The following is a 22750-nucleotide window of genomic DNA, read 5'->3' as shown; positions in this document are numbered from 1 at the left end:
CAGCATGACTTCCTCTTCCAATCCTTCTTCGTCCTCCGCCCGGCATCCGCTGGACGAGGCGGTGCAGCTGGCTCCTGCGCAGGGGGCTGCTGACCAGTACCAAGGCCAGACGCACCCGGGCTACTGGAACATGGTGGGCCCCTTTGGCGGCATCACCGCCGCCACGCTGCTGCAGGCCGTCTTGCAGCACCCCGACCGGCTGGGCGACCCGCTGTCGCTCACCGTCAACTACGCTGGCGCGTTGACCGCCGGGCCGTTCACGGTGCAGGCGACGCCGGTGCGCACCAACCGATCCACCCAGCACTGGACGCTGTCGATCCTGCAGGCCGATGCCGACGGCGCCCCGGTGGTCACCACCACCGCCACGGCGGTGACGGCCGTGCGCCGCGAGACCTGGAGCGTGGGCGACATGCCCATGCCCGAGGTGCCGCCCGCCGTGGAGCACAAGGCCATCGTCGCACCCCTGGGCGCTGTGGAGTGGCTCAACCGGTACGAGATGCGCCCCGTGACGGGCTTCATCCCGCGCAACTGGGACGGCAGTGGCGACCACAGCCTCACGCAGCTGTGGATGCGCGACGCGCCGCCCCGGCCGCTCGACTTTGCCGCGCTGGTCGCCTTGGCCGATGTGTTCTTCCCGCGCGTGTGGCTGCGCCGCGCGCGCCAGGTGCCGGCGGGTACGGTGTCCATCACCGTGTACTTCCACGCCACGGCCGCCCAATTGCAGGCCACGGGGACCGGCTTCCTCCTCGGCCAGGCGCGCGGGCAGGAGTTCCGCAACGGCTTCTTCGACCAGACCGTGCAGCTGTGGAATGAGGCCGGCACCATGCTGGCTACCAGCCACCAGATCGTTTACTACAAGGAATAACCGCACCATGAGCACGACGACGACCTCCGACGTCCTGGTCCACACCGAAGCCGGTGTCGCCACGATCACTTTCAACCGCGTGGACAAGAAGAACTCCATCACCCGCGACATGTACGCCGCCATGGCCGACGCCCTGGACGCCGCGCAGGCCGACGCCAGCGTGCGCGTGGTGGTGTTCCAGGGCGACGTGGCCATCTTCAGCGCGGGCAACGACATCGGCGACTTTTTGCAGCAGCCTCCCGCCACGCAGGATTCGCCCGTCTTCCGCTTCCTGCGCGCCATCGCCACCTTCCCCAAGCCCGCGATCGCCGCCGTGTGCGGCCCGGCCGTGGGCATTGGCACGACGATGCTGTTCCATTGCGACCTGGTCTATGCCGGCGACAACGCGGCGTTCTCCATGCCGTTTGTGAACCTGGGCCTGTGCCCCGAGGCTGGATCGAGCCTGCTGGTGCCGCAGATGCTGGGCTACCACCGTGCGGCCGAAGCCCTGCTGCTGGGCGAGCCCTTCATGGCCGAGGCGGCCCTGGAGGTGGGGCTGGTGAACCGCGTGGTGCCACCCACCGAGTGCAATGCCTACGCCCAGGCGCAGGCCCGCAAGCTGGCGGCCAAGCCGCTGTCGTCGCTGATCGAAACCAAGCGGTTGATGAAGGGCGGACAGCAGGCGAAGGTGCTGGAGGTGATCGCGGAAGAGGGCGTGAGCTTTGGGCGCATGCTGCGCGAGCCGGCAGCGCGCGAGGCGTTCTCGGCGTTTATGGAAAAGCGCCGTCCCGACTTCAGCGCAGTCTGAAGTCGGTAGCCGCGTGAGCGGCGCGGACTGCGTAGCAGGCCGACGAACTTTCGACAAAAACGCAAGCCTGATTTCAGCAAGAGCTGAAATCAGGCCGCTGCGTGAGCAGCGAGGACCGCGAAGCGGGCTGGTGGTCTTTCGGTAAAAGCGCCGTCCCGACTTCAGCGCAGTCTGAAGTCGGTAGCCGCGTAGGTCGGGTTGGCCTGCAAGGGCGTAACCCGCCGCTTGCGCCGCATGTGCGTTCTGCATCTTCTTGCCGTATAGCGATTGATGGATAAGCGCGGGCCGCTATTGAAAAGATAGCTACTGTGTCGCGTTCAATCGGGTTGGCCTGTGCGAGCCTTTGGCGCTTCCCCACCCGTTCGGGCTGAGCCTGTCGAAGCCAGGGCGCGATCATCTGCTCGCTGATCTGGGCAGCGTGCCTTTGCCGAGGTCGGAGGCCGGGATGTCGCCCCGGCGGGCGACTCACTTTTCTTTGCTTCGCCAAAGAAAAGTAAGCAAAAGAAAGGCGACCCCCAGTCTGCGACCCCTGCGCTGCGCTCCGGGGCAAACCTGCGGCGGGGCGGTTGCGGGGTGCGCCGTGGAACTCGCTTTGCGCTGGCGCGCGCCGCTCGGACAACCACGGCGAGTCAGTTCACGAGGCATGCGTCGCTCCGACGCGCATGCTCACCCCGCAACCGCCCCGCCGCAGGCGCAGCCAGCAGGGGTGGGACATCCAAACAGCCACACTGGCCATTGCTTCGCTCGGCCCAGCCTTCGCGGGCGCAAGCGCCACGCGCTGCGAAAGCCAGGCCGAGCGCAGCGCAGCGAAGCAATGGCCCGTGTGGATGCCCGCCCCCCGGGTTCCCTTCAGGATGCGCCGAGGAGCGCAGTGGGCGGGGTGGCCTGTGTGCCGAAGGACACACAGGCTTCGTGAACTGACTCGCTGCGGTTGTCCGAGCGGCGCGCGCAGCGCAAAGCGAGTTCCGCAGCGCACCCCGCCCGCGAGCACCGCAGGTTGCCCGTAGCGAAGCGAAGGGACGCAGCCTGTAGGGTCGCCCTTTCTTTGGTTCCTTTCTTTCGGCGACGCGAAAGAAAGGGACTCGCCCGCCGGGGCGACATCCCGGCCTCCGCCCTCATCGGAGGCATGTTGCACAGATCAGAGAACGAGCCTGCGTGCCCTGGTTTCGACAGGCTCAACCCGAACGGTCGGCGCAAAGAAACTTCGCCATGAGCAAACACTCCGATATTTTTGCAAAGCAATTGCTTGCTAAAAATAAACCGTTTTGCTATCGTGCCCGCATGGACTCCCCCCTCCGCCGCCCCCGCGCCTCCGCACCCCAGGCCGCCCTGGCCCCAGCCCGCACCCGCAAGCCCGCAACGCCTGAGCCGCCCGCCGCAAACGAAGCCGAAGAAAACCAACCCCCCCGCCGCCCCCGCGGCCGCCCCCGCAAGACCGCCGAAGAGCTGGACGACGGCAACCGCCGCCGCAAGCTCATGGACACCGCCGCCAAGCTCTTTCTCACCCAGGGCTTCGCGGCCACCAGCACGCGTGACATCGCCGCGGCCGTGGGCATGCACAGCGGCTCGCCCTTCTACCACTTCGAAAGCAAGAGCGCGCTGCTCTTCGCCGTGATGAACGAAGGCATGGCCACCGCCTTGCAAAGCCAGCAAGCGGCCCTGGATGCGCTGGCGCAAAGCCAGCCCCGGGCCAGCGCGCGCGAACGGCTGCGCGTGCTCATCCGCCACCATTTCGAGGTGCTGCTGGGCCCGCACAGCGGCTTTATCCCGGTGATGCTGTACGAGTGGCGCTCGCTCACGCCTGCGCAGCGCAAGAGCATCGCCCGCGTGAAGGACGCCTACGAGGCCGTGTGGATGCCCACGCTGGAAGCCCTGGCGCGGCAGAAGGCGTTGCAAGGCGACCCGGCCGTGGCGCGGTTGTTCATCTTTGGCGCGCTCAATTGGGCGGTGCAGTGGTTTGCGGCGCCCAAGAAGGGCAGTAGCAGCAACCCCAAGCAAGGCAAGTCGCTCGACGGGCTGACCGAAGAGGCCCTGGCGCTGTTTATCCGCGAGGTGTGAGATGGCCGCAAGTTCCTGCCCCTCTTCGTCTTCGACTAGCGCTTCCGCCGCCACCGCCTACCAATCCGTGTTCGCCCCCGGGCTGTTCGAGGGCCAGGTGGTCATCGTCACCGGCGGCGGCTCGGGCATTGGCCGCTGCACCGCGCACGAGCTGGCCCGGCTGGGCGCGCACGTGGTGCTGGTGGGCCGCAAGCCCGACAAGCTGCAGGCCGTGCAGGCGGAAATCACGGCCGATGGCGGCCGCGCCTCCTGGCATGCCTGCGACATCCGTTCCGAAGACGCCGTGGCCCTGCTGGTGCAGCAGGTGCTGGCTGCGCAGGGCCGCATCGACGGCCTGGTGAACAACGCGGGCGGGCAGTTCATGGCCATGCTCGAATCCATCAGCGCCAAGGGCTGGGAGGCGGTGCTGAACACCAACCTCACCGGCGGCTTTCTCATGGCGCGTGAGTGCTACCGGCAGTGGATGGCCGCGCAGGGCGGTTGCATCGTCAACATCGTGGCCGACATGTGGGGCTCCATGCCGGGCATGGGGCACAGCGGCGCGTCCCGCGCGGGCATGGTGAGCTTCACCGAAACCGCCGCGCTCGAATGGGCCTGCAGCGGCGTGCGGGTGAACGCCGTGGCGCCGGGCTACATCGCGTCCAGCGGCATGGACAACTACCCGCCCGCGGCCGCGCACCTGCTGCGCTCCATGCCGCAGACGGTGCCGCTGGGCCGCTTTGGCAACGAGGCCGAGGTGTCGGCCGCCATCGTGTTCCTGCTCAGCCCGGCCGCCAGCTTCATCAGCGGCAGCACCTTGCGCGTGGACGGCGCGCGGCCCCAGGTGCGCCTGGGTTGGCCGCTGCGGGTGCCCGATGCGGCCGTGCAGCAGCGCGCCGCCATCCGGCCGTTTGCGGGTTTTCACCGCGCGCAGGTGCCGCGCGTGTTCGCAGCGGCGCCCGCAGGGCCAGCGGCCGGCAGCGCAGCCAAGGATTCCGCATGAGCAACGCCTTTGCCTCGCGTTTCAACCCCGGCACCGCCGAGGCGCAGAGCCGCCGCGCTGCATCCCTGGCACGGCTGGAGGCGCTGCGCGCGCTGGAAGAGCGCGCCGCCGCGGCCTCGGCCCGCTCGCTCCCCCAGTTTGAAAAGCGCGGCCAGCTGCTGCCGCGCCAGCGCGTGGCGCTGCTGCTGGACGCCGGTGCGCCCTGGCTGCCGCTGTGCACCCTGGCCGGTTACCTGCAGGATGTGAAAGACCCCGCGAAGTCCGTGCCCGGGGGGGGCATGGTCGCGGGCATCGGCTTTGTCAGCGGCGTGCGCTGCATGGTGGTGGCCAGCGACTCGGGCATCGAGGCCGGTGCCATCCAGCCCATGGGTCTGGAAAAGATCCTGCGCGTGCAGGAGATCGCGCTGCACAACCGCCTGCCGTTCATCCATCTGGTGGAGAGCGCGGGCGCCAATCTCATGCGCTACCGCGTGGAAGGTTTTGTGCACGGCGGCACGCTGTTCCGCAACCTCGCGCGGCTGTCGGCAGCGGGCATTCCGGTCATCACCGTGCAGCACGGCTCGGGCACCGCGGGCGGCGCCTACATGCCGGGGCTGTCGGATGTGGTCATCATGGTGCAGGGCCGCTCGCGCGCCTTTCTGGCCGGGCCGCCGCTGCTCAAGGCCGCCACGGGCGAGATCGCGACGGAAGAAGAACTGGGCGGGGCCGAGATGCACACCGCCATCTCCGGCCTGGGCGAGTACCTGGCGCAGGACGACCGCGAGGCCATCGGTCTGGCGCGCGATGTGGTGGCACAGCTGGGGTGGAACACCGCGCCCCGCACGGGCGCGCCTGAGACCACCTGGCCCGCCGACGACCTGCTGGCCCTGATGCCCGCCGACCTGCGCCAGCCCGTGGACATGCGCGAGGTGATGGCGCGGCTGGTGGACGGATCGGAGCTGCTGGAATTCAAGGCCCGCTACGGCGTGGCCACCGTATGCGCGCAGGGCCGCATCCAGGGCCATGCGGTGGGCTTCATCAGCAACAACGGCCCCATCGACGTGGCGGGCGCCAACAAGGCCACGCACTTCATCCACTGGATGTGCCAGCTGGGCCACCCCATCATCTACCTGCAGAACACCACGGGCTACATGGTGGGCAAGGACAGCGAGCAGGGCGGCATGATCAAGCACGGCAGCAAGATGATCCAGGCCGTGACCAACGCCACCGTGCCGCAGATCACCATCCAGTGCGGCGCCAGCTTTGGCGCGGGCAACTACGGCATGTGCGGGCGGGGCTATGCGCCGCGCTTTTTGTTCAGCTGGCCGGGCGCCAAGACGGCGGTGATGGGCGGCGAGCAGGCCGCGCGCACCATGCAGATCGTGACCGAGGCGGCGCTGGCGCGCAAAGGCATCGCGCCCGACCCGGTCGAATCGCAGGCCCAGTTCGACAAGATCGTCGCCATGTTCGAGGCGCAGGCTGATGCGTTCTATACCAGCGGCCTGCTGCTGGACGACGGCGTGATCGACCCGCGCGACACCCGCTCCGTGCTGGCGTTTTGCCTGGACACCGTGGCCGAAGGCGCAGCGCGTACGCCCAGGCCCATGCAGTTCGGGGTAGCGCGCATGTAGTCCACGCACCGCCCCGGCCCGCTCGCTCACAAAAACCATCACGGAGACAAGCACCATGCAGTTCACGCACGAGCACCGCGAGATCCAGAAGACCCTCAAGCGCTTCATCGACGAAGAGATCAACCCCCATGTGGACGAGTGGGAGGCGGCCGAGATCTTCCCCGCGCACGAGGTCTTCAAGAAGATGGGCAACCTGGGCCTGCTGGGCTTGTGCAAGCCCGAGGAATACGGCGGCCAGGGGCTGGACTATTCCTACAGCCTGGCCATGGCCGAGACGCTGGGCCACATCCACTGCGGCGGCGTGCCCATGGCGATTGGCGTGCAGACCGACATGTGCACGCCCGCGTTGGCGCGTTACGGCAGTGACGAACTCAAGCGCAACTTTCTGGCCCCCGCGATTGCCGGCGACATGGTGGGCTGCATCGGCGTGAGCGAGCCCGCCGCGGGCAGCGATGTGTCGGGCATCAAAAGCGTGGCACGCAAGGATGGCGATGACTATGTGATCACCGGCCAGAAGATGTGGATCACCAACAGCCTGCAGGCCGACTGGATGTGCATGCTGGTCAACACGGGCGACGGACCCGTGCACAAAAACAAGAGCCTGGTGATGGTGCCGATGCGCGACGGGCCCGGCGGCAAGCTCACGAAGGGTATTGAGGTGGCGCAAAAGATCCGCAAGATCGGCATGCACAGCAGCGATACCGGGCTGATCTATTTTGACGAAGTGCGCGTGCCGCAGCGCTACCGCATCGGCGCCGAAGGGCAGGGCTTCATCTACCAGATGCAGCAGTTCCAGGAAGAGCGCCTGTGGTGCGCCGCCAGCACGCTTGAATCGCTGAACCACTGCATCCAGTGGACCATCGACTACGCGCAGGAGCGCAAGCTGTTTGGCAGCACGCTGGCAGACCAGCAGTGGGTGCAGTTCAAGCTGGCCGAGTTGAAGACCGAGGTGGAGGCGCTGCGCGCACTCACCTACCGCGCCTGCGACCTGTATGTGAACGGGCAGGACGTGCTGGAGCTGGCCAGCATGGCCAAGCTCAAGGCCGGCCGCCTGAACCGCGAGGTGCCCGACACCTGCCTGCAGTTCTGGGGCGGCATGGGCTTCACGCTGGAGAACAAGGTTTCGCGCATGTACCGCGACGGGCGGCTGGCGTCGATTGGCGGCGGGGCCGACGAAGTGATGCTGGGCATCCTCGCCAAGCTCATGGGCATTGCGAAGCGGCCTGTATGAGGGAGAAATACTTCCCCCCGCAGCTTGCAGCGCGCGTGGTACAGCCCCTCGCCCCTCGCGGGAGAGGGGTTGGGGAGAGGGGGGTGATCAGGCACCGCGCCCCAATCCGAAACCCCCTCTCCCCAGCCCTCTCCCGCGGGGTGAGAGGGAGTGACTGCCGCCCGCTGCGCGCGCGCAATGGATCACGGAAATGAATCCCGAAGTTTTGTTGAAGACCCCATGCCGCAGCAAGACGCGGTGCGCCGCATTGCCCCTCTCCCCTTGCGGGAGAGGGGTTGGGGAGAGGGGGGTGATCAGGCACCGCGCCCCGGTCCGAAACCCCCTCTCCCCAGCCCTCTCCCGCGGGGGGAGAGGGAGTGACTGCCGCCCGCTGCGCGCGTGCAACGGATCACCCCAATGACCCACACCCCTTTGCTCATCGACCGCGCACCGCTACCCGGCGGCAGCGTGGAAACCTGGACGCTCAACGACCCTGCCAGCCGCAATGCGCTGTCCGAGGCCATGGTGGACGCCCTGCTGGCCGCATGCGAGCGCGCTGCGGCCGATGCCGGCCTGCGTGGCGTGGTGCTGCGCGGCGCGGGCGGGCACTTCTGCGCGGGCGGCAGCCTGGGCGGCTTTGCCAAGACCATCGGCCAGCCCCTGGCGGCCGGCGAAGCCGACCCGCTGGTGCCGTTGAACCGCCGCTTTGGCACGCTGCTGCAGGCCCTTTGCGCGCTGCCGCAATGGCTCATCGTGGCGGTGGAGGGCGCGGCCATGGGCGGCGGCTTTGGCCTGGTGTGCTGCGCCGACCAGGTGCTGGCCCACAGCGGCGCGCAGTTCGCCACGCCCGAGGTCACGCTGGGCATCGTGCCCGCGCAGATCGCGCCGTTTGTCGTGCGGCGCCTGGGCCAAGCGGTAGCGCGGCGGTGTTTGTTGACAGGCGAGCGCTGGGATGTCGCGACGGCTCAACGTGCGGGGCTGGTGGATGAGGTGGTAGCTGGCGACATGGAGGCTGCTGTGCAGACCGCCATCGCGCGCCACGCCGCTGCGGCGCCGCAGGCCGTGGCCGCCACCAAACGTTTGTTGCAGGCCCAGACTGATACGCCGTTGCCCGCGCTGCTGGATGCGGCGGCGATGGCTTTTGCGCAAGCGCTGCGGGGGCCTGAGGCCCTGCAAGGGCTGGCGGCGTTTGCTGCGCGCAAGGCGCCGCCCTGGAGTGCGAAGCTATGAAAAAGCTACTGATCGCCAATCGCGGCGAGATCGCTCGCCGGGTGATTCACACCGCCCAGCGCATGGGCATTGAAGCGGTAGCCGTCTACTCCGACCCCGATGCCAACGCCCTGCATGTGCGCGAAGCCACGCAGGCCATTGCACTGGGCGGCGCGGCCAGCGCCGACACCTACCTGCGCACCGACAAGCTGCTGGCCGCCGCCCGCGCCACGGGCGCCGATGCGGTGCACCCCGGCTATGGCTTCCTCAGCGAGAACGCCGACTTTGCCCAGGCGGTGGTCGACGCGGGCCTGACCTGGATCGGCCCATCGCCCGCCGCCATCCGCGCATTGGGCAGCAAGTCCGGCGCCAAGGCACTGGCCCAGACGCATGGCGTGCCCTGCCTGCCCGGCTACGCGGGCGACGACCAGAGCGACGAACGCTTTGCCGCCGAGGCCGCGCGCATCGGCACGCCCCTCATGGTCAAGGCCGTGGTGGGTGGGGGAGGGCGCGGCATGCGCCTCGTCACCGACCTGGCGCAGTTGCCCGCTGCGCTGGCGAGTGCCCGGTCCGAGGCGCTGGCGGGTTTTGGCTGTGGCGACTTGCTGATCGAACGCGCACTGCTGCAGCCGCGCCATGTGGAGGTGCAGATCTTTGCCGACGCTAACGGCGCATGTATCCACCTGGGCGAGCGCGATTGCTCGGTACAGCGCCGCCACCAGAAGATCATCGAAGAGTCCCCCAGCCCCGCCGTGGACGCCGCGCTGCGCGAGCGCATGGGCGCCTGCGCCGTGGCGCTGGCCCAGGCCGCGGGGTATGTGGGGGCGGGCACGGTGGAGTTCTTGCTCGACGGCAGTGACTTCCACCTCATGGAGATGAACACCCGCCTGCAGGTGGAGCACCCGGTGACCGAAGCGCTTACCGGCCTGGACCTGGTGGAGTGGCAAATCCGCGTGGCGCGGGGCGAGCCGCTGCCGCTCACGCAAGACCAGGTGCACCTGCAGGGCCACGCCATCGAGGTGCGCCTGTGTGCCGAAGACGCGCATTTCCGCCCCCACACGGGCCGCGTGCTGCAGTTCAGCGCGCCACCCGCCACCGCGTTTGAACGGGCTGCGTCCGGCGCGCTGCGCTTTGACCACGCGCTGGAGGAGGGGGCCGAGGTTACCCTCCACTACGACGCCATGCTGGGCAAGCTCATCGTGCACGCGCCGACGCGGGCCGAGGCCATTGCCACGCTGGTGCGTGCGCTGCACAGCACCCGCGTGCTGGGCCTGCCCACCAACCGCGCGTTTCTGGCCGCCTGCCTGCAGCACCCGGTATTTGCCAGCGGGCAGGCGCTGGTGCCGTTCCTGTCCGAACATGCCGCAGATTTGCAAGATTTGCTATTGAAAAGTGAGCTTAAAGCGCTTGCCCACTGCGCGGTAGAGGCTATTTTTTCTTCAAAAATTTCGTCTGACTTGCCCTGTGCGCTCGCCCGCCCGATGCGCCTGCGCCACCAGGGCCAGGTGCATGCCGTGGCCGTGCGGGAGTTGGGTGGTGGGCGGCTGCAGGTAGAGCAGGCTGGGGCAGAACCTGTGAATTTGCAGCTGCCCCAGCACGGCGTGCATTGCGTGGCAGTGGGCCCCCGGTGTTGGCACTGGCAGTCGGGCGGTGTGGACGGCTGGGTGGAAGACGCATCGTGGGAGCCCGCAGCACGCGCCGATGCGGCGGGCGGCGCCACGGAGCTGCGCGCCCCCTTCAACGGCAAGGTGGTCGCGCTGCCCGTGGCTGCAGGCCAGGCGCTGGTAGCGGGCGACACCGTGGTGGTCATCGAATCCATGAAGCTCGAACACAGCCTGGCCAGCCCGGCCGCCGCCACCGTGGCCGAGCTGCTGGTCGCACCTGGCCAGCAGGTCTCGCCCGGCCAGGTGCTGGCCCGCTTTGCACCCGCCACGCAAGGAGCGCCCGCATGACCACCCCATCCGCAGCGACCTCTGTGAGCGAAGAAGACCGCACCGCCCTCGCCGACACCGTCACCCGCTTCGCCCGCGCCGAAATCGCCCCGCATGTGGACGCTTGGGACGCTGCCGGTGAGTTCCCTCGCAGCCTGTACCGCCGCGCGGCCGACCTGGGCCTGCTGGGCCTGGGCTACCCCGAGGCCTACGGCGGCACGCCCGCCAGCTACCAGCTGCGCCTGCCGCTGTGGCGCGCGCTCAGCCGCCACGGGGTCAGCGGCGGCGTGCTGGCCAGCCTGCTCTCGCACAACATCGGCCTGCCGCCCGTGCTGGCGCATGGCAGCGACGCCGTGTGTGCCGAGGTCATCCCGCCCGTGCTGGCTGGCGAGCAAATTGCTGCGCTGGCGATTACCGAGCCCGGTGGCGGGTCTGACGTGGCCCAGCTCAGGACCACAGCGCGGCGCGAGGGTGATGACTACATCGTCAACGGTGAAAAGGTATTCATCACCTCCGGCATGCGCGCGGACTGGATCACCGTGGCGGTGAGGACCGGGGAGGCCGGAAGCAAGGGCAGCGCAGGCATCTCGATGCTGCTCGTCCCCGGCCACAGCGCAGGCCTCTCGCGCACGCGCCTCGACAAGATGGGCTGGCTCTGCTCCGACACCGCCCACCTGCGTTTTGACAACGTGCCCGTGCCTGCACGCTACCTGCTGGGCGAAGAGGGCGCGGGCTTTCGCATCATCATGGCCAACTTCAACGGCGAGCGCTTTGGCCTGGCCGCATCGGCCCTGGGCTTTGCCGAGGCCTGCTACGACGAGGCCCTGGCCTGGGCCCGCCAGCGCAAGACCTTTGGCGCCGCGCTGGTGGAGCACCAGGTCATCCGCCACAAGCTGGTGGACATGCAGATGCGCATCCAGTCCACCGCCGCGTGGTGCGAATCCGTGGCCGCGCAAGCAGACGTGGGCCGCACCGGACCGGAATGGGTAGCGAGTGTGTGCCTGCTCAAGAACCACGCCACTCAAACCATGCAGTTCTGCGCCGACCAGGCCGTGCAGATCCTGGGCGGCATGGGCTTCATGCGCGGCATCGTCAGCGAGCGCATCTACCGCGAGGTCAAGGTCATGATGATCGGCGGCGGTGCGGAAGAAATCATGAAGGACCTGGCTGCCAAGCAGTTGGGCATTTGAAGCAAGGAGACAGGCCCCATGCACAGCACCGACCCCAGCCACAAAGCCATCATCACCTGCGCCATCACCGGCGTGCTGACAGACCCGGGCCAGCACCACGTGCCCGTCACGCCCGAGCAACTGGCCAAAGAGGCCCGCCGCGCCTACGACGCAGGCGCCGCCGTGGTCCACGTGCACTTTCGCAACCAGGAGCCCGGCAAAGGCCACCTGCCCAGCTGGGACCCGCAGGTGGCGCGCGACTGCGTGCAAGCCATGCGTGAGGCCTGCCCCGGTTTGATCATCAACCAGACCACCGGCGTGGTCGGCCCCAATTACCAGGGCCCACTCGACTGCCTGCACGCCACCCGCCCCGAGATGGCCGCGTGCAACGCCGGATCGCTCAACTACCTGAAGGTGCGCAGCAACGGCACCTGGGCCTGGCCGCCCATGCTGTTCGACAACCAGCCCGCCAAGGTCAAGGACTTCATCGACGTGATGCTGGAAACCGGCACGCTGCCCGAGTTCGAGTGCTTTGACGTGGGCATCGTGCGCTGCGTGGAGATGTACGTTCAGACCGGCATGTACACCGAGCGCCTGCCCGAGTACAACTTTGTGATGGGCGTCGAATCCGGCATGCCTGCCGACCCGGACCTGCTGCCCATCCTGCTCAAGCTGAAAATCAAAGACGCCCCCTGGCAAGCCACCGTCATCGGCCGCAGCGAGATCTGGCCCGTGCACCAGCGCGTGGCCGAACTGGGCGGACATTTGCGTACGGGGCTGGAGGACACGTTCTATCTGCCGGATGGGGCCAAGGCGGATTCGAACGGGCCGTTGATTGAGAAATTGGCGGAGTACGCGCGCAATGCGGGGCGGGAGGTGGCGTCGCCGCAGGAGGCGCGGGGGATGTTGGGGTTGAATGTGGGTATTCAGTGAGAGGGGAGCGCCCAGCGCCTTAGATCGGGTTAGCTGGTGGCGCCAGCTGACACTCTGCCCTGCGATGGAGGGGCCTCGGATTACGCTGCGTTAACTCGACGAAGGGTCTTGGCACACCCGCCGCGCAAGAAACCAGGCTACCACAAGGCTCACAGCTGCCGATAGCAAGAATCCGTAAATCACCACCATCCGGGAAAGGCGATGTTTTTCCCAATGCGCGTCTTCGTTGTATTGGATGAAGCGCTTGAATTCGTTCAACTCCCTGATCTGCGCAGAATTCAGCTGGTCGCGGCGCACATATTTTCTGTCGATGTTTTCGACCATCCCAATGGTGTCCATCTTGATCATTGGAGAGTGAAATACCATGAACACGCCCGCTACACAGACAGAGAGAACTGCTTGGCCAATATGTACATAAACGAGCTTCTTCACTATTTTTGGTGTCATCTCTACCGAGCATTTAAGGTGACTGAGTACGCAGGACCGTAACGAGTCCGTTCGAACTGGACAAATCACATGAACGTCTTCTACAGCTGGTGAAGGGGAAAGTCCGTGACGCAGTCCTCCTCGGACCTCAAGGGATTTGCCGCGCTGTCGTATCGTGACCCCGCGGTGGTTCTGCGTGAACTCCGCCAGATTGAGTCTCAAATGGTAGGCGCAAACTTGTCCCCACAAGTCCGCAATCTACGAACCAACGGCTTGAAGCCCATACGCGAGTTTCGCCATGCTGCGCTTTTTTGCCATGGCATGTCCCTGCGCCTGGGGCACCAGGTCCTGTTTTCTCCCGTGGAATCAAGTGACTATGACTTCGTTGCTACATGGCGGATTGCTGATGTTCAGCACTTTGCGCGGGTGCAACTCAAGGAGTTGGTGCCGGCGCATTTGAACGAAGGTGCAACTGTCCAGGCACTGGTCGATGGATTGAGCAAGTATTCCGGCGATGATTTGATAGTGGCAATCTTTCTCAACAGAGAGGGCCGTTTCTCTCTAGAGGAGGTTGTGTTTCCCGCCCTGCACATTGCAGAGTTGTGGTTCGTGTTCGCGACAACCCCAGACCAATATATGTGGCAGTTGGTCGGGGATGCATTGCGTGAGCCTGAAGTGAGCTCCTTCAGGTATCCGACTTGAAGGGCCCAGGTTCAGTCAATAGCGTGGCTGAAAGCCGCGGATGGCATCTCGGACTTTTGTTTCTAACGTGAACCCCGAGCCGTATTTCGCCGCCAGTTCATCCGCACGCTTCAAGAACGCCTCAACACCCGTTCCATAAATGAACTGCATCGCCCCCCCCGTCCACGCCGGAAACCCAATCCCAAATATCGACCCAATGTTCGCGTCATGCACGCTGGTCAGCACGCCCTCGGCCAGACAGCGCGCAGTCTCGATGGCCTGGCGGTAGAGCAGGCGGTCCTGGATCTCCTGCACGCTCCATTCCACACCGGGCTTTTCGAACAGAGGTTTCAGCTCCGGCCACAGGTGCTTCTTGGCGCCTGCGGGGTAGTCGTAAAAGCCGCCGCCCCCGGCGCGGCCCGGGCGCTTCAGTTCCTTGACCATGCGCTCCACCAGCAGCTCGCCGGGTGTGGCGGTGTAGGTTTTGCCTTCGGCCGCGTAGTCGGCACGGGTCTGCTCCAGCACGTGCACGCTCAGGGTCAGGGCGGTTTCGTCCAGCACGGCCAGCGGGCCCACGGGCAGGCCAGCCTGCATGGCGGCGTTTTCAATCGCGGCGGCGGGGATGCCTTCGCCCAGCATGGCGGCGCCTTCCATCACAAAGGTGCCAAAGGTGCGGCTGGTGTAAAAGCCGCGTGAGTCGTTGACCACGATGGGCACTTTGCCCAGGGCCTGCACGTAGTCGAAGGCGCGGGCCACGGTCTCGTCATCCGTTTGCTTGCCGCGGATGATCTCCACCAGCTTCATCTTGTCCACGGGGCTGAAGAAGTGGATGCCCACAAACTTCTCGGGCCGGCTGCTGGCCGTGGCCAGGCCGCTGATGGGCAGGGTGGAGGTGTTGCTGGCAAAGAAGCCGCCGGGCGCCAGTTGCGGCTCAGCCTCTTGAGTGACTTTGGCCTTGAGGTCGCGGCTTTCGAACACGGCTTCGATGATGAGGTCGCAGCCTGCCAGGTCGGCCGCGCTGGCGGTGGGCGTGATGCGGGCCAGCAGCGCCTGCTGCGCCTCGGCCGTCATGCTGCCCTTGTCCACGCGGGCCTGGGTGAGCTTGGCGCTGTAGGCCTTGCCGGCCTCGGCCTTTTCCGCGCTCACGTCCTTGAGCACGGTGGCGATGCCTTTGCTCGCCTGGGCCCAGGCGATGCCCGCGCCCATCATGCCGGCGCCCAGGATGCCGACCTTTTGGGGTTTGTAGCGGGGAGCATTGCCGGGGCGTGACTTGCCGCTCTTGATCGCGTTCATGTCGAAGAAGAACGTGTTGATCATGTTGCGCGCGACGGGGCCGGTCATCAGGCGGGCGAGGTAGCGGCTTTCGATGCGCAGGGCGGTGTCATAGTCCACCAGAGCGCCTTCGACCATGGCGGCCAGCGCAGCCTCGGGCGCGGGGTAGCGGCCGCGCGTGGTCTTCTTGAGCATGGCGGGCGCCACCGTCAGGGCACTCGCGATCTTGGGGTTGGCGGGTGTGCCGCCGGGCATTTTGTAGTTCTTGTCATCCCACGGCTGCACGGCGTGCGGGTGGGTGGCGATGTGGGCCAGGGCGGCGGGCAGCAGTTGCTCGCGCGTGGCGACCAGCTCGTGCACCAGTTGCAGCTCCAGCGCCTCTGCGGGGTTGAAGAGCTTGCCTTCCAGGATGTAGGGCTGTGCGCCCATCAGGCCCAGCAGGCGCGTCATCTTGGTCACGCCGGTGGCGCCGGGCATCAGGCCCAGCGTCACCTCGGGCAGGCCGAACTGGATCTTGGGGTCGGCCACGGCGATGCGGTAGTGGGCGACCAGGGCCACTTCCCAGCCGCCGCCCAGCGCCGCGCCATTGAGGCAGGCCACCACCGGCAGCCCCAAAGTTTCGAGCGTGCGGAAGTGCTTCTTCATGCGCTCGATTTCGCTGAACACGGCAGGAGCATCCGCAGGTGTCAGGCGCATGGTGGCCTTGAGGTCGGCGCCCGCAAAGAAGCTGGTCTTGGCGGATGCGAGCACGATGCCCTTGAGCGCTGCGCCCAGGCGCTCGCGGTCGCCCAGCACCTGCGCGGTGACTTCGCCCAGCTCTTGCTGCCACTGGCGGCACATGGTGTTGACGGGCGAGTTGGTTTCGTCAAACGTGATGACGGCGACCTGGCCTTCGGTGCCCTGGGCGGGGATGAGTTCGTAGCGGATGGTTTGCATGATGTTCTTGTCTCCTGGGTGCGGTGGTGTCTCGCGGCAAGGAACGGGGCGTTGTGGCGGGTGTGCCCTGGCTTCGACGGGCTCAGCCCGAACGGTTGGGCGAGGGGAGAGGAAGCGTGGGATGGATGGGCGTCAACCTCTCTACTGTCCGTTCAGCCTGAGCTTGTCGAAGGCCGGCACTTGGTGCGTCGGTCCGAAGGGTGATTCATGCCCTGGCTTCGACAGGCTCAGCCCGAACGGAAGGGGAAAGTCGAGGGCGAGTGCGTGGCGGCGGGCACGGGTCACAGCCTTTCCACAATCGTGGCAATGCCCATGCCGCCGCCCACGCACAGCGTAGCCAGGCCATAGCGCTGGCCCCGGCGGTGCAGCTCGTCAATCAAGGTGCCCAGGATCATGGCGCCCGTGGCGCCCAGCGGGTGGCCCATGGCGATGGCGCCGCCGTTCACGTTGACCTTGTCGTGCGGTACGCTCAGCTCGCGCATGAAGCGCATGGGCACGGCCGCAAAGGCCTCGTTCACTTCAAACAGGTCGATCTGCTCGACGGTCATGCCCGCGCGGGCCAGCGCCTTCTTGGCGGCGGGCACGGGGCCGGTGAGCATGATGGTGGGGTCGGCGCCGCTCAACGCCGTTGCCACGATGCGTGCGCGCGGCGTGAGGCCGTGGGCCTTGGCGGCGGCCTCGTTGCCGATGAGCACGGCGGCGGCGCCGTCCACAATGCCGGACGAGTTGCCCGCGTGGTGCACGTGGTGGATGCGCTCCACCTGCGGGTAGCGCTGCAGCGCCACGGCGTCAAAGCCCATGCCGCCCAGTTGCTCGAACGAGGGCTTGAGCGCGCCCAGGCCTTCGAGCGTGGTCTGGGGCTTGATGAACTCGTCCTCGGCCAGGATGGTCTGGCCGATGAAGTCGCGCACGGGCACGACCGAATTCTTGAAATACCCCGCCGCGCGCGCCGCGGTGGCGCGGCGCTGCGATTCGAGCGCGAAGGCGTCCACGTCGGCGCGGGTGTAGCCGTCCAGCGTGGCGATCAGGTCGGCGCCGATGCCCTGGGGCACGAACAGCGTGGCGGAGTTGGTGGCGGGGTCCTGCGCCCAGGCGCCGCCGTCGGAGCCGATGGGCACACGGCTCATGCTCTCCACGCCGCCGGCCACCACCAGGTCTTCCCAGCCGCTGCGCACCTTTTGCGCGGCCAGGTTGACGGCTTCGAGGCCTGATGCGCAAAAGCGATTGACCTGCACGCCCGCGCAGCGAAAGTCCCACCCCGCCTTGAGCGCGGCCACCTTGGGCAGCACCGCGCCTTGCTCGCCTACGGGTGAAACGATGCCCATGACCACGTCGTCCACCGCGGCGGTGTCAAAGCGGTGGCGCGCTTGCAGCTCGGTCAGCAGGCCCACCAGCAGGTCGATGGGCTTGACCTCGTGCAGGGTGCCGTCCTTCTTGCCCTTGCCGCGCGGGGTGCGCAGCGCGTCGAAAACGTAGGCTTCGGTCATGGTGAATGGTCTCCGGTGGTCTTGAACGATTGAAAATCGCGGTGGTTGGGGCGACGGCGTCGTGTTGTGCACCGTCAGGCAGGTTGGCGGTAGGGGGCTCCTGTGCGGCCCACGCCATCACAGCACGCTCTCTGACGCGGATACAGTGGCTGTTGCACTATCTTTCTGCAGTTGCTCTTCAAATTCTGGCTATGAAACGAAATCCAACCCCCGCCCTGCAGCGCATGGTCCGTGGCGCTATTGAATACGACGACACCCGCGAAGGCTTTGCGCTGGAACACCAGGTGGTCCTGGCGGCCTCCAGCGCGCTGGCCGTGGCGGCTTTCATGGCCCCCAGCCGCAGCGCGGCGGCGATCCGGGGCATTGGCGCAGGGGTGCTGCTGATGCGGGCCTTGAGTGGCAGCCAGGGCGTGCGCGCCTGGCTGAATGTGACGGACCGCCGCCCGGGCGCACCCCTCAGCCCCGAAGAAGCCCGCGCCCACTGGTATCTGTGACGGTTGCGGTTCGGCCTGCGGCGCGCCGAGCGCGGCGCGCTGGAGGGCGGTCTCCGTGCCGGGGGCCATGGCGCTATTTGCCCAGGCCCATGGCACGCGCGATCACCTCTTTCATGATCTCGTTGGTGCCGCCGTAGATGCGCTGAACGCGCGCATCGGCATAGGCGCGGGCAATGGGGTATTCCCACATGTAGCCATAGCCGCCAAAGAGCTGCACGCATTCGTCCATCACCTTGCATTGCAGATCGGTGGTCCAGTACTTGGCCATGCTGGCGGTCTGGGTGTCGAGCTGGTCTTTCAGGATCAGCTCGCAGCATTTGTCCACGAATACGCGGGCTACCTGCACCTGGGTCTGCAGCTCGGCCAGGGTGTGGCGGGTGTTCTGGAACGCCGCCACGCTCTGGCCGAAGACCTTGCGCTCTTTGACATAGTCCAGCGTCCAGTCGATGGCGGCCTGCGATGCGGCCACGGCGGTGATGGCGATCTGCAGCCGCTCCCACGGCAACTGCTCCATCAGGCAGATGAAGCCGCGCCCTTCCATGGCGGGGCCGCCCAGCAGGTTGCCGGCGGGCACCTTCACGTCGTTGAAGAACAGCTCGGACGTGTCCTGCGCCTTCATGCCTACTTTCTTCAGACGCTGGCCTTTTTCAAAGCCGGGCATGCCGCGTTCGACGAGGAACAAGCTGGTGCCCTTGGCGCCCGCGGCCGGGTCGGTCTTGGCGACCACGATCACCAGGTCGGCATGCCAGCCGTTGGTGATGAAGGTCTTGCTGCCGTTGAGCACGTAGTGGCTGCCGTCCGCGCTCTTGAGGGCCGTGGTCTTGATGCCTTGCAGGTCGCTGCCGGCGGCAGGCTCGCTCATGGCGATGGCGCCCACCAGTGCCCCGGTGGCCATCTGGGGCAGGTACTTTTGCTTCTGCGCCTCGGTGCCGTAGTGCAGGATGTACGGGGCCACGATTTCGCTGTGCAGCCCAAAGCCGATGCCCGTGGTGCCAGCGCGCGCCAGCTCTTCCATCTGCGCCACCGCGTAGAGCTTGTCGGCCCCGGCGCCGCCGTACTCCTCCGGCAGGCTCATGCACAGAAAGCCGTTGGCCCCGGCCTGGCGCCACACCTCGCGCGCGACGTAGCCCTGGTCTTCCCACGCGGCGTGGAAGGGGGTCACCTCCTTGTCGATGAAGCGGCGAAAGCTGTCGGCAAACGCCTGGTGCTCGGGCTGGAAGAGGGTGCGTTCGATCATGGCTGCGACGATCCTGCTTATTTATTTATGCAAAGTTACTGCTTGGTTAAATTCATTGTGCCACCGGCGCTGCCGAAACGCATCTCCTGAAACGCAAAAAGCCGCCCGAAGGCGGCTGGTTGGTTGCGCTCAGCGACCTGCTCACCGTTCGAGCTGGGCTTGCCGAAGCCCTGCGCGGCGCTTCGGCAAGCGCAGCGTGAACGGCCTGGGCCTCAGGGCTTGACGTAGTCCGACACCACTTTCCACTTGCCATCCTGGATCTGCGACAGGCGCGAAAGGTCGCTGCCCAGGCGCTTTTGCGGGCCGTAGGTGGCCTCGGCGCTGCCGAACATGTCGGGCGGGATCACCATGGTGTCCATGGCCTTGATGAAGCTCTCGGTGGTGAGGTTGGTGCCGGCCTTCTGCGCGGCCTTGATGAAGGCGTCCACCGCGCCGTAGCCATACACCGAGAACACCGTGGGGTCTTCATTGAACTTGGTCTTGTACTTGTTGGCCCAGAAGCGGATGGGCTGGCTGGCCTCGTCCAGGTAGGGGTGCTGCACCGTCATGGTGGCGTACAAGCCGTCCATGGGCTTGCCGCCCAGCTTGTGGATGAGGTCGGTGTAGGCGGCGCTGGAGCCCAGGAACGTGGGGTTGAAGCCGGTCTTGCGCGCCTCGCCAATCGTGCCGATGGTCTCGCGGATGATGGTGCCCAGGATCACGAAGTCGCAGTCCGCCGATTTCATCTTGGCGACCTGGGACGAGAAGTCGGTGGCGCCGCGCTTGTACGAGGTCTTCTCGGCGAACTCCATGCCCAGGGACTTGAGCGCGGCCTCGCCGCCGCGCATCACCTCCAGGCCGAACTCATCGTCCTGGTAGATGGTGCAGACCTTCTTGGCGCCCTTTTCCTTGATGAGCTTGGGCGCGGCCAGGCGGATCTGGTCGTAGTAGGTGGCGGCAAACGAATACTTGAGCTTGTGGAAGGGCTCGTACATATCGCGTGCGGCCGTCACGGGGAAGAAGTTGATCACGTTCTTGCTGAACTGCACCGGCATGGCGGCCAGGTTCTGCGCCGTGCCGATGTGCGCGATCATCATGAAGATCTTGTCCTGGTTCACCAGTTTCTGCGCGGCCAGAACGGCCTTCTTGGGGTCGTAGCCCGAGTCCTCCACCTTGAGGTCGAGCTTGCGGCCGTTGACGCCGCCTTGCTCGTTGGCCTCGTCCACGCGCAGCATCATGCCCAGGCGCACCTGCTTGCCAAAGCCCGCCAGCGGGCCGGACAGATCCTGGATGGAGCCCAGCGTGATGGTGTCCTTGCTCACGCCCTGGGTCGCCTGCGCGTGCGCCGCGCCGGTGGCCAGGGCCACGGCCGCGAGGGCGGCGATGGAATGCAGTTTCATGGCACGTCTCCTTCGGTTGGATCGAACACGATCGCTCGTTATAGAACGGTGCCCGGGGCGGGGCACCAGCACTTTCCCTATCTCGAACTGCCCGTCTGGTTGCAGTGCGCCTGGCTTCGACAGGCTCAGCCCGAACGGTTGGGGAGGTGGTGAACAGCCTCGGGGTTCGTCCCAGCAGTCGCCAACCCCCACCCGTTCAGCCTGAGCCTGTCGAAGGCCAGCACCTACCGGTACATCGCTTCAATCTGCGCCGCATATTTCTGCTGCACCAGCTTGCGCTTGAGCTTCATGGTCGGCGTCAGCTCTTCATCCTCGGCCGTGAGCTGCGTGTCCAGCAGGAAGAACTTCTTGATCTGCTCCACGCGCGCGAACTTCGCGTTCACCCGGTCAATCTCGCCCTGGATCAGCTCCTGCACTTCGCGCGTGCGGGTCAGGCTGGCGTAGTTGGAAAACGGCACGTCGTGGTCTTGCGCAAACTTCTCCACGTTCTCCTGGTCGATCATGATGATCACCGTGAGGTAGGGCAGCTTGTCGCCAATCACCACGGCATCGGTCACGTAGGGGCTGAACTTGAGCTCGTTCTCCAGCTCGCTGGGCGTGATGTTCTTGCCGCCAGCCGTGATGATGATGTCCTTCATGCGGTCGGTAATGCGCAGGTAGCCGTCGGCGTCGACCACGCCCACGTCGCCCGTGTGCAGCCAGCCGTCGGCGTCGATGGTCTCGGCGGTCTTCTCCGGCAGGTTGAGGTAGCCCTTGAACACGTTGGGCCCGCGCACCAGGATCTCGCCCGTGGCCGGGTCGATCCGCACCTCGTTGTAGCTGGCCGCCGGGCCGATGGAGCCGGGCTTGATGCGGTTGGCCGGCACGCCGGTGGCGGCGCCACAGGTCTCGGTCATGCCCCACACCTCCAGCATGGGCACGCCCAGGGCCAGGTACCACTTCACCAGCTCGGGCGAGATGGGCGCGGCGCCCGTGACGAGAAAGCGCGCGCGGTGGATGCCGATGAGCTTGCGCACATTGTTCAGCGCCAGAAAACGCGCCAGCAGGAATTGCGCCTTCAGCAGCCCGCCCACGGGCTGGCCTGCCAGCACCTTCTCCGCAATGCGCGTACCCACGCCGATGGACCAGGCGTACGCCGCCTGCTGCAGCCGCGTGGATTCCTTCAGGGCAATCATCACGCCCGAGTAGAACTTCTCCCACACGCGTGGCACGGCGGTGAAGACCGTGGGCGCGATCTCGCGCACGTTCTCGGGCACCGTGTCCGGGTTTTCGACGAAATTGAGGCGCGAGCCGGTGTACAGCGAGAAATATTCGCCGCCCATCCGCTCGGCAATGTGGCACAGGGGCAGAAAGCACATGGCCTCGTCATCCTCCGTGCGCGAAATCAGCGTGTTGTAGCCCCGCACGGTGTAGGTGAGCGCGGCGTGCGTGTGCATGGCGCCCTTGGGCTTGCCGGTGGTGCCGGAGGTGTAGACGAGGATGGCCACGTCCTCGGGCTGGCAGGCCTGCACGCGCAGCTCCAGCGCGCCGGGGTTCTGCTGGTTCCAGGCGCGGCCCAGTTCGCGCAGCGTTGCCAGGCTCAGCACGTGCGGGTCGTTCAGGCCGCGCAGGCCTTCCATGTCAAACACGATGATCTTGTGCAGCAGCGGCAGTTGCGCGCGCACCTCCAGCGCCTTGTCGAGCTGCTCATCGTCCTCCACAAACAGCACGCGGGTGGCAGAGTCTTCGCTCAGGTAATGCACCTGCGCCGCAGCGTCGGTGGGGTAGACGCCGTTGGCAATGCCGCCGCAGCTGAGCACGGCCAGGTCGGCCAGCACCCATTCGATGTTGGTGTTCGACAGGATGGAGGCGCAGTCGCCCCGGGCAAAGCCCAGCGCCATCAGCCCGCCCGCGATCTCGCGCACGGCCTCCGCAGTCTGGTCCCAGGTCCAGCTCTTCCAGATGCCCAGCTCCTTCTGCCGCATCCACACGTTGGGGCCGCGCAGGGCCACAGCGTTCCAGAACATGGCGGGGATGGTGCTGCCGGCCAGCACGTCGGTGCCGGCGGGCTGGATGTGATCGAGGTCCCAGAGGTTAGACATGTG

Annotated in this window: 18 protein-coding genes; 12 read left to right on the top strand and 6 right to left on the bottom strand. The window is 66.6% G+C overall.

From position 1 onward, the window contains the following. Nucleotides 1-4: 4 nt before the first annotated feature. The 10 genes from ACOYR3_RS20105 to ACOYR3_RS20060 all read left to right on the top strand — a co-directional run bounded on the left by ACOYR3_RS20105 (nucleotide 5) and on the right by ACOYR3_RS20060 (nucleotide 12754). Nucleotides 5-865, top strand: a complete 861-nt coding sequence (locus tag ACOYR3_RS20105) for an acyl-CoA thioesterase (RefSeq protein WP_422844065.1) — start codon at nucleotides 5-7, stop codon at nucleotides 863-865. Between the two features lie 7 nt (nucleotides 866-872). Further along, the gene (locus tag ACOYR3_RS20100) at nucleotides 873-1652 is read left to right on the top strand and encodes an enoyl-CoA hydratase (RefSeq protein ID WP_422844064.1); all 780 of its coding nucleotides are present in this window, start codon (nucleotides 873-875) and stop codon (nucleotides 1650-1652) included. A 1281-nt stretch (nucleotides 1653-2933) separates the two neighbouring features. Beyond that, nucleotides 2934-3710: a TetR/AcrR family transcriptional regulator gene (locus ACOYR3_RS20095; RefSeq protein ID WP_422844063.1), complete on the top strand. Its 777-nt coding sequence runs from the start codon at nucleotides 2934-2936 to the stop codon at nucleotides 3708-3710. Nucleotide 3711: 1 nt separating this feature from the next. Continuing rightward, the gene (locus ACOYR3_RS20090) at nucleotides 3712-4692 is read left to right on the top strand and encodes an SDR family oxidoreductase (RefSeq protein WP_422844062.1); all 981 of its coding nucleotides are present in this window, start codon (nucleotides 3712-3714) and stop codon (nucleotides 4690-4692) included. Continuing rightward, complete coding sequence (locus tag ACOYR3_RS20085) at nucleotides 4689-6302, top strand: acyl-CoA carboxylase subunit beta (RefSeq protein WP_422844061.1); 1614 nt, start codon at nucleotides 4689-4691, stop codon at nucleotides 6300-6302. The genes ACOYR3_RS20090 and ACOYR3_RS20085 overlap by 4 nt, the downstream gene beginning before the upstream one ends. A gap of 55 nt (nucleotides 6303-6357) precedes the next feature. Next, the gene (locus ACOYR3_RS20080) at nucleotides 6358-7533 is read left to right on the top strand and encodes an acyl-CoA dehydrogenase family protein (RefSeq protein ID WP_422844060.1); all 1176 of its coding nucleotides are present in this window, start codon (nucleotides 6358-6360) and stop codon (nucleotides 7531-7533) included. A gap of 396 nt (nucleotides 7534-7929) precedes the next feature. After that, nucleotides 7930-8742 (top strand): enoyl-CoA hydratase/isomerase family protein, encoded by an 813-nt coding sequence (locus tag ACOYR3_RS20075; RefSeq protein WP_422844059.1) that lies wholly within the window; start codon nucleotides 7930-7932, stop codon nucleotides 8740-8742. After that, nucleotides 8739-10673 carry a biotin carboxylase N-terminal domain-containing protein gene (locus ACOYR3_RS20070; protein WP_422844058.1) on the top strand — a complete coding sequence of 645 codons (1935 nt, stop codon included), beginning with the start codon at nucleotides 8739-8741 and terminating at the stop codon, nucleotides 10671-10673. Before ACOYR3_RS20075 ends, ACOYR3_RS20070 begins: the two co-directional genes overlap by 4 nt. Next, entirely contained in the window at nucleotides 10670-11842 is a 1173-nt protein-coding gene (locus ACOYR3_RS20065; RefSeq protein WP_422844057.1) for an acyl-CoA dehydrogenase family protein, read from the top strand. Before ACOYR3_RS20070 ends, ACOYR3_RS20065 begins: the two co-directional genes overlap by 4 nt. An 18-nt stretch (nucleotides 11843-11860) precedes the next feature. Then, entirely contained in the window at nucleotides 11861-12754 is an 894-nt protein-coding gene (locus tag ACOYR3_RS20060) for a 3-keto-5-aminohexanoate cleavage protein (RefSeq protein WP_422844056.1), read from the top strand. Between the two features lie 90 nt (nucleotides 12755-12844). On the opposite strand, the gene ACOYR3_RS20055 is transcribed toward ACOYR3_RS20060, so the two are convergent. Beyond that, nucleotides 12845-13186 (bottom strand): hypothetical protein, encoded by a 342-nt coding sequence (locus ACOYR3_RS20055; RefSeq protein ID WP_422844055.1) that lies wholly within the window; start codon nucleotides 13184-13186, stop codon nucleotides 12845-12847. 120 nt (nucleotides 13187-13306) lie between these two features. Between ACOYR3_RS20055 and ACOYR3_RS20050 the strand changes: the two genes are divergently transcribed. Further along, nucleotides 13307-13882 carry a hypothetical protein gene (locus ACOYR3_RS20050; protein ID WP_422844054.1) on the top strand — a complete coding sequence of 192 codons (576 nt, stop codon included), beginning with the start codon at nucleotides 13307-13309 and terminating at the stop codon, nucleotides 13880-13882. Nucleotides 13883-13897: 15 nt separating this feature from the next. On the opposite strand, the gene ACOYR3_RS20045 is transcribed toward ACOYR3_RS20050, so the two are convergent. Beyond that, nucleotides 13898-16069 (bottom strand): 3-hydroxyacyl-CoA dehydrogenase NAD-binding domain-containing protein, encoded by a 2172-nt coding sequence (locus tag ACOYR3_RS20045; RefSeq protein ID WP_422844053.1) that lies wholly within the window; start codon nucleotides 16067-16069, stop codon nucleotides 13898-13900. A 281-nt stretch (nucleotides 16070-16350) separates the two neighbouring features. Then, on the bottom strand, nucleotides 16351-17556 hold the full coding sequence (locus ACOYR3_RS20040) for an acetyl-CoA C-acetyltransferase (RefSeq protein WP_422844052.1): 1206 nt from the start codon (nucleotides 17554-17556) through the stop codon (nucleotides 16351-16353). A 191-nt stretch (nucleotides 17557-17747) separates the two neighbouring features. Here ACOYR3_RS20040 and ACOYR3_RS20035 point away from each other — a divergent pair, with 191 nt between their 5' ends. Beyond that, the gene (locus ACOYR3_RS20035) at nucleotides 17748-18050 is read left to right on the top strand and encodes a hypothetical protein (protein ID WP_422844051.1); all 303 of its coding nucleotides are present in this window, start codon (nucleotides 17748-17750) and stop codon (nucleotides 18048-18050) included. A gap of 73 nt (nucleotides 18051-18123) precedes the next feature. Here the strand turns inward: ACOYR3_RS20035 and ACOYR3_RS20030 are convergent, their stop codons facing one another. From ACOYR3_RS20030 to ACOYR3_RS20020, 3 genes are all read right to left on the bottom strand, one after another. Next, the gene (locus ACOYR3_RS20030) at nucleotides 18124-19287 is read right to left on the bottom strand and encodes an acyl-CoA dehydrogenase family protein (protein ID WP_422844050.1); all 1164 of its coding nucleotides are present in this window, start codon (nucleotides 19285-19287) and stop codon (nucleotides 18124-18126) included. Nucleotides 19288-19499: 212 nt separating this feature from the next. Continuing rightward, the gene (locus tag ACOYR3_RS20025) at nucleotides 19500-20666 is read right to left on the bottom strand and encodes an ABC transporter substrate-binding protein (RefSeq protein ID WP_422844049.1); all 1167 of its coding nucleotides are present in this window, start codon (nucleotides 20664-20666) and stop codon (nucleotides 19500-19502) included. Nucleotides 20667-20890: 224 nt separating this feature from the next. Beyond that, nucleotides 20891-22747: an AMP-dependent synthetase/ligase gene (locus ACOYR3_RS20020; protein WP_422844048.1), complete on the bottom strand. Its 1857-nt coding sequence runs from the start codon at nucleotides 22745-22747 to the stop codon at nucleotides 20891-20893. Nucleotides 22748-22750: the final 3 nt, after the last annotated feature.

Origin of the sequence: Acidovorax sp. M2(2025) (genome assembly GCF_049330835.1) — a bacterium.
In the GTDB taxonomy this organism is placed as follows: Bacteria; Pseudomonadota; Gammaproteobacteria; order Burkholderiales; family Burkholderiaceae_C; genus Acidovorax.
The sequence above is the reverse complement of the archived record's forward strand: the minus strand, read 5'-3'. Positions and strand labels throughout refer to the sequence as shown.

Excerpts from the sequence above, each read along its gene's own strand:
- ACOYR3_RS20105 (WP_422844065.1), top strand. The coding sequence starts at position 5 with ATGACTTCCTCTTCCAATCCTTCTTCGTCCTCCGCCCGGCATCCGCTG.
- ACOYR3_RS20100 (WP_422844064.1), top strand. The coding sequence starts at position 873 with ATGAGCACGACGACGACCTCCGACGTCCTGGTCCACACCGAAGCCGGT.
- ACOYR3_RS20095 (WP_422844063.1), top strand. The coding sequence starts at position 2,934 with ATGGACTCCCCCCTCCGCCGCCCCCGCGCCTCCGCACCCCAGGCCGCC.
- ACOYR3_RS20090 (WP_422844062.1), top strand. The coding sequence starts at position 3,712 with ATGGCCGCAAGTTCCTGCCCCTCTTCGTCTTCGACTAGCGCTTCCGCC.
- ACOYR3_RS20085 (WP_422844061.1), top strand. The coding sequence starts at position 4,689 with ATGAGCAACGCCTTTGCCTCGCGTTTCAACCCCGGCACCGCCGAGGCG.
- ACOYR3_RS20080 (WP_422844060.1), top strand. The coding sequence starts at position 6,358 with ATGCAGTTCACGCACGAGCACCGCGAGATCCAGAAGACCCTCAAGCGC.
- ACOYR3_RS20075 (WP_422844059.1), top strand. The coding sequence starts at position 7,930 with ATGACCCACACCCCTTTGCTCATCGACCGCGCACCGCTACCCGGCGGC.
- ACOYR3_RS20070 (WP_422844058.1), top strand. The coding sequence starts at position 8,739 with ATGAAAAAGCTACTGATCGCCAATCGCGGCGAGATCGCTCGCCGGGTG.
- ACOYR3_RS20065 (WP_422844057.1), top strand. The coding sequence starts at position 10,670 with ATGACCACCCCATCCGCAGCGACCTCTGTGAGCGAAGAAGACCGCACC.
- ACOYR3_RS20060 (WP_422844056.1), top strand. The coding sequence starts at position 11,861 with ATGCACAGCACCGACCCCAGCCACAAAGCCATCATCACCTGCGCCATC.
- ACOYR3_RS20045 (WP_422844053.1), bottom strand. The coding sequence starts at position 16,069 with ATGCAAACCATCCGCTACGAACTCATCCCCGCCCAGGGCACCGAAGGC.
- ACOYR3_RS20040 (WP_422844052.1), bottom strand. The coding sequence starts at position 17,556 with ATGACCGAAGCCTACGTTTTCGACGCGCTGCGCACCCCGCGCGGCAAG.
- ACOYR3_RS20035 (WP_422844051.1), top strand. The coding sequence starts at position 17,748 with ATGAAACGAAATCCAACCCCCGCCCTGCAGCGCATGGTCCGTGGCGCT.
- ACOYR3_RS20030 (WP_422844050.1), bottom strand. The coding sequence starts at position 19,287 with ATGATCGAACGCACCCTCTTCCAGCCCGAGCACCAGGCGTTTGCCGAC.
- ACOYR3_RS20025 (WP_422844049.1), bottom strand. The coding sequence starts at position 20,666 with ATGAAACTGCATTCCATCGCCGCCCTCGCGGCCGTGGCCCTGGCCACC.
- ACOYR3_RS20020 (WP_422844048.1), bottom strand. The coding sequence starts at position 22,747 with ATGTCTAACCTCTGGGACCTCGATCACATCCAGCCCGCCGGCACCGAC.